The organism is Terrabacter sp. 2YAF2, assembly GCF_052114705.1.
Taxonomy (GTDB): Bacteria; Actinomycetota; Actinomycetes; order Actinomycetales; family Dermatophilaceae; genus Terrabacter.
Genome location: NZ_JBFRFG010000003.1, coordinates 114,730 through 128,689 on the forward strand (window position 1 = coordinate 114,730; position 13,960 = coordinate 128,689).

Below are 13,960 nucleotides of genomic sequence, written 5' to 3' on the forward strand. Positions count from 1 at the left end.
ACGTGCGATCCCGCCCACCGCACCCGGCCCAGGAGGTCTTGGATGCAGTACCTGTTGGACAACTTCTTCGCCCTGACCATCACGGGTCTGACGCTCGGGGCCGTCTACGCCCTCGTCGCCCTCGGCTACACGCTCGTCTACGGCGTGCTGCGTCTCATCAACTTCGCGCACTCCGAGGTGTTCATGTATGGCACCTTCGCCTGCCTGTGGATCGTCGTCTTCCTCGGCGGCAAGGCCGGAGGCAGCCTGGGCAACGTGATCTTCTGGATCGCCGCGATGTTCGTGGCCGCGATGCTCATGTCGGGCCTCATCGCGGTCCTGCTCGAGCGTTTCGCCTACCGACCGTTGCGCAAGCGCAATGCACCACCGCTCATCGCCCTGATCTCGGCAATCGGCGCCTCGTTCGTGCTCTCCGAGCTCATGGGCCTTCGCCAGCAGATCACCGGCGCGGTCGGTTTCGACACGTACCTGCGCGCCTACGTCGCCAACTCGCGCAACAACACCGGTATGCCCGAGGTCTTCTCACCGCAGCCGGTGTTCACGCTGGTCGACTACCAGGTCACGAACGTCGACATTTTCGTCATCGTGGGGGCCATCGTGCTCATGGTGATCCTCGACCAGTTCGTGAAGCGCTCGCGCCTCGGACGAGGCATCCGGGCCGTCGCCATGGATCCCGAGGCCGCCGCGCTGATGGGCGTCAACCGCGACCGTGTCATCCAGGTGACCTTCCTCGTCGGCGGCGTCATGGCCGGAGCCGCGGCGGTCTTCTACATGCTGAAGATCGGGATCACCCGCTACGACGTCGGCTTCATCCTCGGCGTCAAGGCCTTCACGGCAGCCGTCCTCGGCGGTATCGGCAACCTGCGCGGTGCCCTCCTCGGCGGCTTCGTCCTCGGCCTCGCGGAGAACTACGGCTCCGCCCTCGTCGGCACGCAGTGGAAGGACGTCGTCGCGTTCGTCCTGCTGATCCTCATCCTCCTCTTCCGGCCCACCGGCCTGCTCGGTGAGTCGCTCGGAAAGGCCCGCGCATGAGCACCACGAGAACCGTCACCGGCCCCACCGTCAAGGCGCCCCGCCCGGGGTTCAAGGAGCGGGTGGACTCGCTGCCCAAGCCTGCGAAGATCGGCCTCTGGGTCCTGTTCGCGATCTTCCTGTTCCTGCTGCCGATGCTCAACATCCCCGTCATCACCACCGAGGGCTCGGACTTCGGCGGCGTGCTCTTCACGGTCTCCACGTATGTCCTCGTGGCGCTGGGCCTCAACATCGTCGTCGGCTACGCCGGCCTGCTCGACCTCGGCTACGTCGGGTTCTACGCCATCGGCGCCTACACCGTCGGTGTCCTGAGCTCCGAGCACGCCAACCTCTCGTGGATCGTCGTGGTGCCCATCGCGATCGGTGCGGCCATGCTCTCGGGCGTCATCCTCGGCGCCCCGACGCTGCGGGTGCGTGGCGACTACCTCGCCATCGTCACGCTCGGCTTCGGTGAGATCGTGCGCCTGTGCCTGGTCAACTCGCAGTGGCTGGGTGGTGCGCAGGGCATCTCCAACATCCCGAAGCCCCCGAGCCTGATCGTCTTCAGCGTGCCCAGCATCGACTGGAGCGGCGGCGTGCCGGTCGTCGACCTCAGCACGACGTCGACGTTCCTCAAGTTCGGGATCAGCGACTTCGTCCCCTACTACTGGCTCGCCCTCATCGTCATCGGTCTCGTCCTGCTCTTCGACATCCTCGTCAAGAACAGCCGGGTCGGGCGGGCCTGGGAGGCGACACGTGAGGACGAGGACGCCGCAGAGCTGATGGGCGTGCCCACCTTCCGGTTCAAGCTACTCGCCTTCGCCCTCGGTGCCGCAATCGGTGGGCTCTCCGGGGCCCTGTTCGCCACCAAGGCGGGCTTCATCTCGCCCGACAGCTTCATCCTGCTGCTGTCGATCCTGTTCCTCGCCGCCGTCGTCGTCGGTGGCGCGGGCAACCGGTGGGGCGTCATCGTCGGCGCGATCGTCGTCGGCTACTTCCCGGAGCGATTCCGTGACTTCGCGGACTTCCGCGTGCTCGTCTTCGGCCTCGCCCTGATGCTGCTCGCGATCTTCCGCCCCCAGGGCCTGCTGCCGCCGAAACGCACGGTCCGTGCCAAGCGTGCCGATGCCAGACAGGCCGTCCTCGAGGAAGGAGAAGACAATGTCTGAGGCAGTCCAGCCCGACCAGCCCGACCAGCCAGTCCAGCCCGACCAGCCAGTCCAGCCAGTCCAGCCCGACCAGCCAGTCCAGCCTCGCCAGCCGTTGTCCGTGGACGAGGTCACCGAGATCAACCCCGACGTCGTCATCGCTCCCGAGGACATCGGCGTCCCGGTCGTGGCCGAGGGCGAGAAGCTGCTCGAGGTCGACGAGGTCACCCTGCGCTTCGGCGGCGTCGTGGCGCTCAACGAGGTGAGCTTCCACATCAACAAGGGCGAGATCCTGGGCCTCATCGGTCCCAACGGCGCCGGCAAGACGACCTGCTTCAACGTCATGACGGGCGTCTACCAACCCACCTCCGGTGCGGTGCGCTACCTCGGCGAGCCGCTCGGCAAGCGCAAGAAGTTCGCGATCACCAAGCTGGGCATCGCGCGCACGTTCCAGAACATCCGGCTCTTCGCCAACATGACGGCGCTCGAGAACGTCCTCGTCGGTGTCGACGCGCACCACACGACCGGTGTCATCTCCGCGATGTTCCGCCTGCCGAAGCACCGCAGGGAGGAGTCGCAGGGCTACGAGCGGGCCATGGAGCTGCTGACCTTCATGGGGCTCGACGGCAAGGCCGACGAGCTCGCGCGCAACCTCCCTTACGGCGACCAGCGCCGGCTCGAGATCGCGCGTGCCCTGGCCACGAGCCCGCAGCTGCTCTGCCTCGACGAGCCGGCGGCCGGCTTCAACCCGGCGGAGAAGGCCAAGCTCATGGAGCTGATCCGCACGATCCGCGACCAGGGCTACACCGTGCTGCTCATCGAGCACGACATGAAGCTCGTCATGGGGGTGACCGACCGGATCGTCGTGCTCGAGTTCGGCCGCAAGATCGCCGAGGGCTCGCCTGCGGAGATCCGCGACAACCCCGCGGTCATCGCCGCCTACCTTGGAGTTGATGAAGAAGATGCTTCTTGAGGTCAAGGGCCTGTGCGTCAACTACGGGCGCATCGAGGCCATCCGCGACATCAGCTTCACGGTCGAGGAGGGCGAGATCGTCACCCTCATCGGGGCCAACGGTGCGGGCAAGACGACGACGATGAAGACCGTCTCGGGCCTGCGCCCGGTGCGGGCCGGCACGGTCTTCTTCAACGGCAAGGACATCACCCACACGCCCTCCCACGAGCGGCCGGTCCTCGGTATCTCGCAGTCGCCTGAGGGCCGCGGGTGTTTCGTCGGCATGACGGTCATGGAAAACCTCGAGATGGGCACCTACGCGCGCCCGGACCGCAAGAGCAAAGCGGTCAAGGACGACCTCGAGCGCGTCTTCGAGCTCTTCCCACGCCTCAAGGAGCGCAGCAACCAGGCCGCCGGCTCGATGTCGGGCGGGGAGCAGCAGATGCTCGCGATGGGCCGTGCACTCATGGCCAAGCCGAGACTGCTGCTGCTCGACGAGCCCTCGATGGGTCTGGCGCCGAAGCTCATCCAGCAGATCTTCGACATCGTGACGGAGATCAACAGCCAGGGCACCACGGTGCTGCTCGTCGAGCAGAACGCCGCCCAGGCGCTCAAGCGGTCGCACCGCGCCTACATCCTCGAGACGGGCGAGATCGTCCGGGAGGGCACGGGCCGGGAGCTCGCCGACGACCCCGCCGTCAAGGCGGCCTACCTCGGCGGTGACGTCTAGGCGCCTTCTCCGCGTCGGCGGCCACACGGCATACCGGCGCAGAGGCCGCTTCGGAATCCGAAGGGGGGTGCCACGACGGCGGTCGTGGCACCCACCTCCGGGAGGAGCGACCTGCCGATTCCTCTTCCGTCCGAGCGTCTATGGTCGTAGTCTCAGCCGGGTGACCTCAGGGCTGGAACGGGAGGAATGATGGGGCGAGCAGTGGTCTCGGTTCAGCGCGTCGACGAGGGGTTGCACTCGCAGTTCATCGAACTGTGGATCACGCACCGGATCGAGGGGGGAACCACCCCGGAGGCCGCCCAGCGCCTCGCGCTCGACGGCACCCTGCGAAATGCCTTGCAGCGCAACGACATCTGCGCCTTCATCGCGTTCATCGATGATCGTCCGGCGGGTTACGTCGTCCTCGCGGACTCGACACGGAGCTTGCTCGTCGACTCGCCGTGCGTGTCGATCGACATGCTCTTCGTGCACCCGGACTTCCGCCGCCAGGGCATCGGGCGCTCGTTGCTCTCGTCGGCCAGCCGCTACGCAGACCGTCAGGGCTGCGAGCACCTCGCCAGTGCGGTTCCCGCAGGTGACCGCGAGGCAAACCGCTTCTTCGCGCGTCTCGGCTTCGCCCCCGAGACGGTGCGTCGCGTGGCGTCCTCCGCGGCGCTCCAGCGCAAGCTGGCGGGGGAACCGCGACCCCAGCGGGTGTCGCTCGACCTGCTGCAGCGTCGCCGTGACCTGCGGGCGAGGGCGCGGGCGCCGCGGCACGACCCGAAGATCGCCGGCTGACCGGGCTCCTCTGCTGCTCGTCCGTCAGGCCCCGGGGGCTACGTCCCGCAGCAGGCAGGTGATCCTCGAGGTGCAGAGGCGCCTGCCGTCCTCGTCGGTGACGACGACGTCGTAGCTGACCAGCGTGCGCCCGGCGCTGAGCAGGGTCGCCGTGCCGGTCACGACGCCCGCCCGGGCGGCGCGGTGGTGGGTGGCGTTGATGTCGAGGCCGACCGCCACCCGTCCCGGCCCGGCGTGGAGCTGGGCGCCGATCGAGCCGAGCGTCTCTGCCAGGACGACGCTCGCGCCGCCGTGGAGCAGGCCGTACGGCTGGGTGTTGCCCGCGACGGGCATCGTCGCGACGAGGCGGTCCGGAGACACCTCCGTCAGCTCGATCTGCATGCGCTCGAGGAGCGTGCCCTCGGCCATGGACCGCATGTCGTCGAGGGTCTGGCCGGCCGCCTGCGTCGAAGAGTCAGTCATGGGCGCGATCGTATGCGCCCACGGGGGCTTCGCCCCCGTGCGCCCCCGAAGACCCGCGTGGTGGCCGTCCATCCAGGCCGGCTCGGTGCCGCGCATCGTGGCGTCGGTGGGCGCCACTAGGCTTCCGGTGTGAGCCGACTTCTCCTCCTCGACGGACACTCGCTGGCCTATCGCGCGTTCTTCGCGCTCCCCGCCGAGAACTTCTCCACGAGCACCGGGCAGCACACCAACGCCGTCTACGGTTTCACCTCGATGCTCATCAACATGCTGCGCGACGAGGAGCCGACGCACGTGGTGGTGGCCTTCGACAAGGCGCGCCACTCGTTCCGCACCGAGGAGTACTCGGACTACAAGGCGGGCCGCGCCCGCACTCCCGACGAGTTCCAGGGGCAGATCCCGCTCGTCAAGGAGATCCTCGACGCGCTGCGCATCACGTTCATCGAGCTCGACGGCTACGAGGCCGACGACATCATCGCGACGATCGCCACGCAGGCCGAGGCCAAGGACGTCGACGTCCTCATCTGCTCGGGTGACCGTGACACGTTCCAGCTCGTCTCCGACCGGGTCACGATCCTCTACCCCGTCCGCGGCGTCTCCGAGGTGTGGCGCATGGGTCCCAAGGAGGTCGAGGAGAAGTACGGCGTTCCCCCGACCCGCTACAGCGACCTCGCGGCCATGGTCGGGGAGAGCTCCGACAACCTTCCCGGCGTGCCCGGGGTCGGCCCCAAGACCGCCGCGAAGTGGATCACCCAGTACGGCGACCTCGACGGCATCGTCGCGAGCATCGACAAGATCCCCGGCAAGGCGGGTCAGTCGCTGCGTGACCACCTCGACCAGGTGCTGCGCAACCGGCGCCTCAACCAGCTCGTCAAGGACAGCCCGGTCGGCGTCGAGATCGAGGACCTCCAGCGCAGCCAGTGGAACCGCGAGGAGGTCCACACGGTCTTCGACGGTCTCGAGTTCCGCGTCCTGCGCGACCGCCTCTTCGCGACCGTCGAGGCAGCCGCGCCCGAGGCCGAGGAGGGCTTCGACGTCGACGGGCAGGTGCTGGCCCCCGAGGCCGTGCCCGCGTGGGTGGCCGAGCATCTCGCGGCGGACGAGCGTTCCGGTCTGTCCGTCGCCGGCACCTGGGCCCGCGGCACCGGCGACGCGAGCGGGATCGCCGTGGCGGCCCCAGGAGGCAGTGCCGCGTGGATCGACCTGCAGACGCTGACCCCGGAGGGCGAGGCCGCGCTGGGCGCCTGGCTCGAGGACGCCACGCGCCCGAAGGCGATGCACGACGCCAAGGGTCCGATCGAGGCGCTCGCCGCCCGCGGCTGGTCTCTCGGTGGGCTGACGAGCGACACCCAGCTCGCGGCATACCTCGTCAAGCCGGACCAGCGCACCTACCACCTCGACGACCTCGTGCTGCGCAACCTGCACCGCGAGCTGAGCGGGTCGGCCCCGACCGACGGCCAGGGCATGCTCGACTTCGGCGGCGACGCCGACGAGCAGGCCGCCCAGAAGGAGATGGTGCGCGCGACGGCCGTGCGTGACCTCGCCGCCGTGCTCGACGAGCAGGTCGCCGCCACCGGCGGCGAGCAGCTCCTGGCAGAGGTGGAGATCCCGCTCGTCGACGTCCTGGCCCGCATGGAGCGCACCGGCATCGCCGTCGACGTGCCGGGCCTCGACTCCCTCGAGGGCGACTTCGCGGCCAAGGTCGCGCAGGCCCAGCAGGACGCCTGGGACGCGATCGGCGGCGAGAAGATCAATCTCGGTTCGCCCAAGCAGCTTCAGGAGGTGCTCTTCGGCACCCTCGGCATGCCGAAGACGAAGAAGACGAAGACCGGCTGGACCACCGATGCCGACGCGCTGACCGACCTCTTCACCAAGACCGAGCACCCCTTCCTCGAGGCGTTGCTGCGTCACCGTGACGCGGCGCGCCTTCGCGTCACGGTCGAGGGACTGCAGAAGTCGGTGGCCGACGACGGCCGCATCCACACCACCTACCTTCAGACCATCGCGGCCACGGGCCGGCTCAGCTCCACCGAGCCGAACCTCCAGAACGTCCCGATCCGCACCGAGGAGGGGCGTCGCATCCGCGAGCTCTTCGTCGTCGGCGAGGGCTACGACGCGCTCATGTCGGCCGACTACTCGCAGATCGAGATGCGCGTCATGGCGCACCTTTCCGGCGACGAGGGGCTCATCGAGGCCTTCCGCACCGGTGAGGACCTCCACAAGTTCGTCGGCTCGAAGGTGTTCGGCGTCGAGCCCGACGACGTCACGTCCGCCATGCGCTCCAAGGTCAAGGCGATGTCCTACGGCCTCGCCTACGGCCTGTCGGCCTTCGGCCTGTCCAAGCAGCTGACCATCAGCACCGAGGAGGCGCGCGGGCTCATGGACGGCTACTTCGAGCGCTTCGGTGGCGTCAGCGACTACCTCAAGGAGGTCGTCGCCGAGGCCCGGGGGACCGGCTACACCGCGACGATGTTCGGCCGTCGCCGCTACCTGCCCGACCTGACCTCCGACAACCGCCAGCGCCGCGAGATGGCCGAGCGGATGGCGCTCAACGCCCCGATCCAGGGCTCGGCCGCCGACATCATGAAGGTCGCGATGATCGGGGTGGACCGGGCGCTGGTCGCGGCCGGGGCGAAGTCCCGCATCCTGCTCCAGGTCCACGACGAGCTCGTCCTCGAGGTGGCGGCCGGCGAGCGCAACGACGTCGAGAAGCTGGTCCGCCACGAGATGGGTCATGCCGCCGAGCTGGACGTGCCGCTCGACATCAACGTCGGGGTCGGGCACTCCTGGCACGACGCGGCGCACTAGGCCGTCACCCGCCACCCCGGAGAGGGCGGTTCGAAACATCCCTTAGATCACGGTTTGGAAACAGCTGGGCTTCTTGTCCCATTTGTCGCACCGTGATCGACCCCCACGGACATACTGACCGGTAACTTGCACCCGCCAACGGAGACGGGTGCTTTTACTGTGAGGTGGACATGGTCAGAAGCCTGGTCACAGGTCTGTGTCTCGCCGTCTTCGCGGCGGTCATCATCGGGCTGAGCAGCGTGCTCGGTCTCGACCTCGAGCACGTCGCCCTTCTCGGCGCGGCACTCGGTGGTGTTCTCGGGCTCGTCCCACACGCTTCCACCTGGGGAAAGGTGGCCGGCTTCCTCGCGGGCTTCCTCCTCGCCTGGCTCGGCTTCGGGCTGCGTGCCGCCGAGCTGCCCGACTCGTCGGCCGGTCGCGCCGTCGCGGCGTTCGTCGTCGTGGCACTCATCGCGGTCGTCACCGCGGCGAGTCGTGGCCGCCTGCCGCTGTGGAGTGGTCTGGTCGGTGCCGCCTCGATCGTGGGCGCCTACGAGTCGGTGTACACCAACGCTCCGTCGCAGTTCCTCAGCGAGTCCCCGGCCGCGGCCACGACGGTGCTCCTCGCCGTCGGTCTCGGTTACCTGTCAACGAACCTGCTTGCGCCGCAGGCGAACCCGTCGCACTCGCCCCCCCGGCATCGTTCGTCGGCCGAACGGGTCGAGGAGTCTTCACCGGACTCCGACACCGCCACCGATCTCGATGGCCTCATGACAGGAGCCACCCGATGAGCAAGCGGACCCTCGCCACCATGGTCGCCGGACTGGCGGCCATGCCCACGCTTCTCCTGCTCGCTGCGTCACCGGCGGCCGCCGCCGGTGACGGCTCGGTGCAGGTGTCCAACACGGAGACGGTGCAGGCCTACCTCGACGCGTCGGGCAAGGTCGACGTCGCCCGTGTCTACGAGCAGGTCGCGATGAAGGGCCGGGGCACCGTCGACCTGCGCAACCCGGTCGAGGCGCAGGGCCTGCGCAACCTCGACGGCTTCGGCGCCTTCGAGGTCAAGGACGGCGTCATGCTCGGCCACTTCGACGTCGACGGCGAGCAGCAGCTTCGTACCCTCAGCGACTTCACGAAGAAGCTGCCGCTCGAGGTGCAGGTCACCTACCTGCTCGACGGCCGGCCCGTCGAGCCCGGTGACGTCCTGGGCCGCAGCGGTCATCTCGAGGTCCGCTACGCCGTCAAGAACGTCACCGGGACCCCTCAGGTCATCACCTTCGACGACGGCACCGGCCACAGTGCCTCTGCAACCCAGAGCGTCGTCATCCCGATGGTCGGCTCGCTCACGACGACCCTGCCCGACACCTTCACGAACGTCAGCTCCAAGGAGGCCAACGTCGCCGGCGACGGTCGAGGCGGGACGAAGCTGACCTTCACCATGACGCTCTTCGGCCCCATCGGCACGCCCACCGCGACCTTCGGCTACGCGGCCGACATCGTCGACGGCACGTTGCCCAAGGCCAACGTGTCGGCGCTGCCGGTGAGCCCGCTCGACAGCCCGTCCTTCAAGGGCGGGGCCGCGAGCTACAAGAGTGGTGCCACGACCGGTGCGACCCTGACCGCCGGTGCCACCGAGATCGACGCCAACCTGCTCAAGCTCCGCGACGGGGCGAGCACGATGCTCGCCGGTCTCATCCAGCTGCGCGACGGTGCGAAGAAGCTCGACGCGGGTCTCGGGGCCCAGGCCCTGCCTGGGTCACGCACGCTCGCCAGCGGTGCCGGCCAGCTCAAGGACGGCACGTCCAAGCTGCGCTCCGGCGCCGGGGTGGCGAAGGACGGCTCGTCCAAGGTCGCCGACGGAGCCAGCCAGGTCGCCGGCGGGGCCGGCCAGCTCGACGCCGGCGCGAAGAAGCTGAGCGGTGGGGCCGCGCAGGTCGACGGCGGTGCCGCCCAGGTTGCCGGCGGTCTGCACCAGGTCGGCGACCAGGCGCCCCAGCTGCTGGACGGTCTCGCCCAGGTCGCCGACGGCCTCGACCGGGTCGATGCCGGCCTGACCCAGCTCTACGACGGCGTCGGCGGGCTCCCCGAGCAGGCGAAGCCGCTCCACGCCGGCATCGCCAAGCTCCGTGCGGGCCTCGGAGCCAAGGGCCAGGAAGGCACGCTCATCGACGGCGTCGACCAGATCCGCGCCGGGCTGGCGGAGGCCACCAAGAGCGGCGGGAGCCTCGACCAGCTCAAGGGCGGCGTCGACCAGTCCAAAGCCGGTGTGGACCAGTCCAAGGCCGGAGTCGACCAGGTGCGCTCAGGCCTGGACGACGCCCTTTCCGCCGGCGGCGGCATCGACCAGCTCGCTGGCGGCGTCGCGTTGGCGAAGATCGTCGACTGTGGGGACACGTGCAAAGGGATCCTGGCGCAGGTCCAGTCGGGACTGACCGACCTCAGGACGAAGACCGGGACCGCTTCCGGCGGACTCGACCAAGTCTCGGCAGGTCTGGCCAAGGTGTCGCCCGGCCTCGGCCAGGTGTCCGATGGCCTGGGCCAGCTCAAGGGCAAGCTCAGTGACGCCGCCTTCGGTCTCGCCAGGGTCGAGTGCGGGCTGAGCAACACGACGCTGTCCGTCTGCGACCCCAAGGTGCCCGGCCTGCTCGAAGGCGTCGACCTCGTCGACACCGGCGTGTCCACGCTCGTCGACGGTGTCGTCGGGAAGGTGCAGGGCGGCATCGGAGGGCCGAAGGACACGCCGAAGAACCTCACGCTGCGCGGTGGCGTCAACGGCCTCCAGGACGGCGTGGACCAGCTCGGTCTCGGTGGTCTCGACCTGCTCGACGCCATCGACCAGCTCACGGTCGGGGCGGACCAGGTCCACGGTGGGACCTCGCAGGTCGCGACGGGGGCCAAGGACCTCGGGGCAGGTGCCGCCAAGCTCGCGAACGGGTCCAGTGACCTGGCGACCGGCGCCGGCCAGCTCGATGCCGGAATCGGCACGCTGGCGGACGGCGCAGGACAGCTCGATGACGGGGCCGCCAAGCTCAAGGACGGCGCCGGTCAGCTGTCCGACGGCCTCGCCGATGCGGCCGACGGCACCAGCCAGCTGGCCGCGGGTCTGTCGGACGCCGCCGCGGGCGCGCCACAGCTCAAGGACGGGGCTCAGCGCCTGTCCGACGAGGGGACGAAGAAGCTCGTCGAGGCCGGCAAGGCGACGGCGGCGGACTACGGCGAGAAGTACGCCCTCATCGAGGTCGGTGCCCGGCGCGCCAAGGCCGAGGGCATGGCCTACGGCGCCCCCGAGGGTGCGGCCGGTGCGACGGCGTACTCCTACGAGCTCGCGGGTGTCGACGGAGAAGGTTCTGCGAACGCCGGTCGCGCGGCTGCCGCCGCAGGCGTCTTCGGCCTCGCGGGTGGCTCGGTGCTGCTGAGGCGACGCTTCCTCTGACCGCTGTTGTCGGGAGGCCACGAACCGGGACCGGTTCGTGGCCTCCTGCCGTTTCCTCTTCGCAGATCGTTCAGCGGGGCTTGCGGCAGACGAAGATCGCCGTCCCGGGGATGACGCGCCCGCGCAGCGGCGACCACCCGCCCCAGGGCTCCTCGTGCCCCACGGGCCACTCCGGCTCCACGAGGTCGACGAGCACCAGCCCGGCGGCCGAGATCTCGCGCACCCGGTCCCCGAGCGTGCGGTGGTGCTCGACGTACGTCGCCCGCCCCGCGTCGTCCTGCTCGACGTACGGGGTGCGATCGAAGTACGAGTGGCGGGCGGTGAGGCCGCCCGGCCCCGGATCGTCGGGGAAGGCCCACCGCACGGGGTGGGTCGTCGAGAAGACGAACCGCCCGCCGGGCCGCAGCACCCGGGCGGCCTCCGCCATGACGACGTCGGAGTCTGCGACGAACGGCACGACGCCGTATGCCGTGAAGACCGTGTCGAAGGACGCGTCGGCGAAGGGGAGGGCACGGCCGTCGCACTGCACGAACGGCACGTGGACGGTGGCGTCGAGGGCGGTGTCGAGGCTGTCGTTGACGGCAACCCCGGTCGCGACCATGCCTGCGGACAGGTCGGTGGCCACGACGGTCGCGCCGTGGGCGGCCAGCCAGCGCGAGCACTGGCCGGAGCCGGCGCCGATCTCGAGGACCACCGTGCCGGCAGGGTCGCCGAGCAGGCGCGCGTCCTCCTCGCGCAGGCGCTCGGGGCCCCAGACGAAGTCGGTGTCCCCGAGGAACGACCCGTGCTCGACGTAGTACGACGTGGCCTCCCGGTCCCACCACGTTCGGTTGGCCGTGGCCGTCTCGGCCGGGGGAGCGGGACGTCGGGTGGCCTCGGTGGGCGTGCTCACGGCATACGTGCTCTCTTTTGACCGGGTACTGACAGCGCGGATAGGATTGCCGAGCACATTCGTGTGCGCACGATCAGTTGTAAACCTGTCCACAAGGCATCGGGGCGCGGGCCGTCAGGTCGCCGTCGCGAGGTCACCAATCTAACCGTCCACAATCGGAGTTCCTACTACATGACTGCCAACACGGTCGAGAAGACCGCGCCTGAGATTGCGATCAACGACATCGGCTCTCAGGAAGACATCCTTGCGGCGATCGACGCCACCATCAAGGACTTCAACGACGGCGACATCGTCGAGGGTGTGATCGTCAAGGTCGACCGGGACGAGGTCCTGCTCGACATCGGATACAAGACCGAGGGCGTCATCCCCTCGCGCGAGTTGTCCATCAAGCACGACGTCGACCCCGGCGAGATCGTCAAGGTCGGTGACGAGGTCGAGGCCCTCGTCCTCCAGAAGGAGGACAAGGAAGGCCGTCTGATCCTGTCCAAGAAGCGTGCGCAGTACGAGCGCGCCTGGGGCACGATCGAGAAGGTCAAGGAAGAGGACGGCGTCGTCACCGGCACCGTCATCGAGGTCGTCAAGGGTGGTCTCATCCTCGACATCGGCCTCCGCGGCTTCCTGCCCGCCTCGCTCGTCGAGATGCGCCGTGTCCGCGACCTCCAGCCGTACGTCGGCAAGGAGATCGAGGCCAAGATCATCGAGCTCGACAAGAACCGCAACAACGTGGTCCTGTCGCGCCGTGCCTGGCTCGAGCAGACGCAGTCCGAGGTGCGCACGACGTTCCTCAAGGAGCTCCAGAAGGGCCAGGTCCGTTCGGGCGTCGTGTCCTCGATCGTCAACTTCGGTGCGTTCGTGGACCTCGGCGGCGTCGACGGTCTCGTCCACGTCTCCGAGCTGTCGTGGAAGCACATCGACCACCCGTCCGAGGTCGTCGAGGTCGGCACCGAGGTCACCGTCGAGGTGCTCGACGTCGACATGGACCGTGAGCGTGTCTCCCTGTCGCTGAAGGCGACGCAGGAGGACCCGTGGCAGCACTTCGCTCGCACGCACGCCATCGGCCAGGTCGTCCCCGGCAAGGTCACCAAGCTCGTCCCCTTCGGTGCGTTCGTTCGCGTCGAGGACGGCATCGAGGGCCTCGTGCACATCTCCGAGCTGGCCGAGCGCCACGTGGAGCTGCCGGAGCAGGTCGTCAACGTCGGCGACGAGATCTTCGTCAAGGTCATCGACATCGACCTCGAGCGTCGTCGCATCTCGCTGTCGCTCAAGCAGGCGAACGACCAGGCCGTCTCGGCGTCGGAGTTCGACCCGACACTCTACGGCATGGCCGCCGAGTACGACGAGCAGGGCAACTACAAGTACCCCGAGGGCTTCGACTCGGAGACGAACGAGTGGCTCGAGGGCTTCGACGCCCAGCGCGAGAAGTGGGAGCGTCAGTACGCCGAGGCCCACGCCCGCTGGGAGGCCCACAAGGCGCAGGTCGACGCCGCGACGAAGGCCGACGCCGAGGCTGCGGCCAACGCCGGCTCCGCGACGTCGTACTCGTCCGCGACCGGTGACGTCGCCGAGGCCGGTGACACAGACCGTGGTGACCGTGGCGAGCGCGCTCCGCGCAACGCTCCGGCTCCCGTCGAGGGCACCCTGGCTTCGGACGAGGCGCTCGCGGCGCTGCGTGAGAAGCTGACCGGCAACTGAGCCCCACCGCTCAGGGCTGACCGCTCTGGAGAAGCCCCGGACCCCACAGGGTCCGGGGCTTCTCCGCGTCCCGGCTGCG

At 69.1% G+C, this 13,960-nt stretch carries 11 protein-coding genes; 9 read left to right on the forward strand and 2 right to left on the reverse strand.

The annotated features are described in order from the left end of the window. Nucleotides 1-42 precede the first annotated feature (42 nt). The 5 genes from AB4030_RS04700 (at nucleotide 43) to AB4030_RS04720 (ending at nucleotide 4,618) form a co-directional block, all read left to right on the forward strand. Complete coding sequence (locus tag AB4030_RS04700; protein ID WP_442278034.1) at nucleotides 43-1,032, forward strand: branched-chain amino acid ABC transporter permease; 990 nt, start codon at nucleotides 43-45, stop codon at nucleotides 1,030-1,032. After that, on the forward strand, nucleotides 1,029-2,180 hold the full coding sequence (locus AB4030_RS04705; RefSeq protein ID WP_442278035.1) for a branched-chain amino acid ABC transporter permease: 1,152 nt from the start codon (nucleotides 1,029-1,031) through the stop codon (nucleotides 2,178-2,180). Before AB4030_RS04700 ends, AB4030_RS04705 begins: the two co-directional genes overlap by 4 nt. Next, entirely contained in the window at nucleotides 2,173-3,132 is a 960-nt protein-coding gene (locus AB4030_RS04710) for an ATP-binding cassette domain-containing protein (protein WP_442278036.1), read from the forward strand. Before AB4030_RS04705 ends, AB4030_RS04710 begins: the two co-directional genes overlap by 8 nt. Continuing rightward, on the forward strand, nucleotides 3,122-3,841 hold the full coding sequence (locus AB4030_RS04715; RefSeq protein ID WP_442278158.1) for an ABC transporter ATP-binding protein: 720 nt from the start codon (nucleotides 3,122-3,124) through the stop codon (nucleotides 3,839-3,841). Before AB4030_RS04710 ends, AB4030_RS04715 begins: the two co-directional genes overlap by 11 nt. Before the next feature lie 201 nt (nucleotides 3,842-4,042). Continuing rightward, on the forward strand, nucleotides 4,043-4,618 hold the full coding sequence (locus AB4030_RS04720; protein ID WP_442278037.1) for a GNAT family N-acetyltransferase: 576 nt from the start codon (nucleotides 4,043-4,045) through the stop codon (nucleotides 4,616-4,618). 24 nt (nucleotides 4,619-4,642) lie between these two features. Here the strand turns inward: AB4030_RS04720 and AB4030_RS04725 are convergent, their stop codons facing one another. After that, nucleotides 4,643-5,080 (reverse strand): hotdog fold thioesterase, encoded by a 438-nt coding sequence (locus AB4030_RS04725; RefSeq protein ID WP_442278038.1) that lies wholly within the window; start codon nucleotides 5,078-5,080, stop codon nucleotides 4,643-4,645. A 129-nt stretch (nucleotides 5,081-5,209) separates the two neighbouring features. Here AB4030_RS04725 and polA point away from each other — a divergent pair, with 129 nt between their 5' ends. From polA to AB4030_RS04740, 3 genes are all read left to right on the forward strand, one after another. Continuing rightward, a complete protein-coding gene (polA, locus tag AB4030_RS04730) occupies nucleotides 5,210-7,885 on the forward strand; it encodes a DNA polymerase I (RefSeq protein WP_442278039.1) in 2,676 nt (891 codons plus the stop codon). 170 nt (nucleotides 7,886-8,055) lie between these two features. Further along, a complete protein-coding gene (locus AB4030_RS04735) occupies nucleotides 8,056-8,655 on the forward strand; it encodes a hypothetical protein (RefSeq protein WP_442278040.1) in 600 nt (199 codons plus the stop codon). After that, the gene (locus AB4030_RS04740; protein WP_442278041.1) at nucleotides 8,652-11,297 is read left to right on the forward strand and encodes a hypothetical protein; all 2,646 of its coding nucleotides are present in this window, start codon (nucleotides 8,652-8,654) and stop codon (nucleotides 11,295-11,297) included. The genes AB4030_RS04735 and AB4030_RS04740 overlap by 4 nt, the downstream gene beginning before the upstream one ends. A 70-nt stretch (nucleotides 11,298-11,367) precedes the next feature. Here AB4030_RS04740 and AB4030_RS04745 read toward each other — a convergent pair whose 3' ends face one another. Then, the gene (locus AB4030_RS04745) at nucleotides 11,368-12,189 is read right to left on the reverse strand and encodes a class I SAM-dependent methyltransferase (RefSeq protein ID WP_442278042.1); all 822 of its coding nucleotides are present in this window, start codon (nucleotides 12,187-12,189) and stop codon (nucleotides 11,368-11,370) included. A 171-nt stretch (nucleotides 12,190-12,360) separates the two neighbouring features. Here AB4030_RS04745 and rpsA point away from each other — a divergent pair, with 171 nt between their 5' ends. After that, nucleotides 12,361-13,881 carry a 30S ribosomal protein S1 gene (rpsA, locus tag AB4030_RS04750; protein ID WP_442278043.1) on the forward strand — a complete coding sequence of 507 codons (1,521 nt, stop codon included), beginning with the start codon at nucleotides 12,361-12,363 and terminating at the stop codon, nucleotides 13,879-13,881. Nucleotides 13,882-13,960: the final 79 nt, after the last annotated feature.